This is a genomic window from Bradyrhizobium sp. (genome assembly GCF_049581145.1).
In the GTDB taxonomy this organism is placed as follows: domain Bacteria; phylum Pseudomonadota; class Alphaproteobacteria; order Rhizobiales; family Xanthobacteraceae; genus Bradyrhizobium.
This window is the reverse complement of the sequence record NZ_JBAURI010000049.1, coordinates 1-1,525: the sequence shown is the minus strand read 5'-3', so window position 1 is coordinate 1,525 and position 1,525 is coordinate 1. Positions and strand designations below refer to the sequence as shown.

1 protein-coding gene is annotated in these 1,525 nt (G+C 57.5%); it reads left to right on the top strand.

Annotated elements, in window-relative coordinates; translation table 11 throughout:
- Window positions 1-30 precede the first annotated feature (30 nt).
- Window positions 31-1,525: hypothetical protein (locus WCB02_RS01480; RefSeq protein ID WP_423955567.1), on the top strand; the 1,495-nt coding region annotated here is incomplete at its 3' end.

Here is a 1,525-nt window from a genome sequence, read left to right as displayed (position 1 = left end):
GCCGCCGGTCACGCGCAGGACCAGAGTGGTATGAAGCCGTTTGCGATGGACCATCGCCGCGGTTTTATGGCGCCCTCTCCCGTCGACCTCTCGTTTCTGCTCGATGCACCTGCCGGCAAGCATGGTTTTCTGCGCGTGCAGGACGGTCATCTAGCCACGGGCGACGGCAAGCGGATTCGTCTCTGGGGCGTCAATATCACCGACTGGAGCCCCGGCTCTCGTCAGATACCCACCAAGGACGACGCTCCGCTATGGGCTGCCACGTTAGCGCGCTTTGGCGTCAACAGCGTGCGCTTTCAGTTCCTTGATCTCCAAACTCCGCGCGGCCTGGTGAAGAGTGGCGACAATACTAGGGCTTTCGATGCGGAGCAGTTAGACCGCGAAGACTTCTTCATTGCGGAACTTGAGAAGCGCGGCATCTATATTGACTTCAACTTACTGGTAGGCCGCCCTTTCAGCGAAGGAGATGGTGTCCACGACGCGAGCCAATTGCACGAAGGTGCCAAGGGGGTCTCCCTCTTCGATGCACGCCTCATCGAGTTGCAAAAGGAGTACGCGCAACAACTGCTGACCCATCGCAATCCCTACACGCGGCTCGAATACACCCAGGATCCCGCTGTCGCCATCATTGAAATCAATAATGAAGACGCAATCAATGTGGGCTTCCGTGCGCCGTCAAGCTTCTATGAAAATGAGCTGATCGGCCTCTACAACCATTGGCTCTCCCAGCATCGCACTCCCGAACAGATCGCGGCGCTACGTACACTGTCCGTCGTCGCGGCATCCAAACCCGTTCCACTCATAAACCGGTTTGGTCAGCCGGCCCGAACGCCTTCGGAACGGCTCTACACCGAGGCAGAATTCTATACGGACCTGCAACAAGGCTACTTCGAGGACATGGAGAAGTATCTCAAGCAGACACTCGGCTCAAAATCGCTGGTGATCGCTACTGCGGATCACAACCACAAGGCAAGTGGCTACCCACTGCTCCTGGCCGAAAGCTCCATGGATATCATCGACGGCCACACCTACTGGCAGCATCCCGAGTACTACGTCAAGAAGTCTCCGATGGTGAACGATCCATCGAATTCCACCGTGGTCGAACTAGCGCGCTCGGCCGTTGCTGGGAAGCCATACGCCGTCAGCGAGGTCAATAATGCCTACCCCAATGACTATGCGGGTGAAGGAATACCAATCCTGGCCGCGTACGCAGGCCTTCAGGATTGGGACGGCATCTTCTGGTACACCTTCGAACCGAAGTCCGACCCATCATGGAAGCCGTACATCGGCGACCCGTTCGACATCTCTCTGGACCCGGTCAGGATGCCGGAGCTCGCAGCGGGCGCTCTGATGTTCTTGCGCGACGACATAGAAAAGGCTCGCAACCTTCGCGAGCGTTCGTACTCTCGCGACCAGGTATTTGACAGTATGCTGCTGCCGTCTGCCGACCGTCCCTTCTTCACCTCGGGATTTCCGCTTGATCTGCCGCTCCAACACGAAGTTCGCATCTCCTCCCTAAATGGAC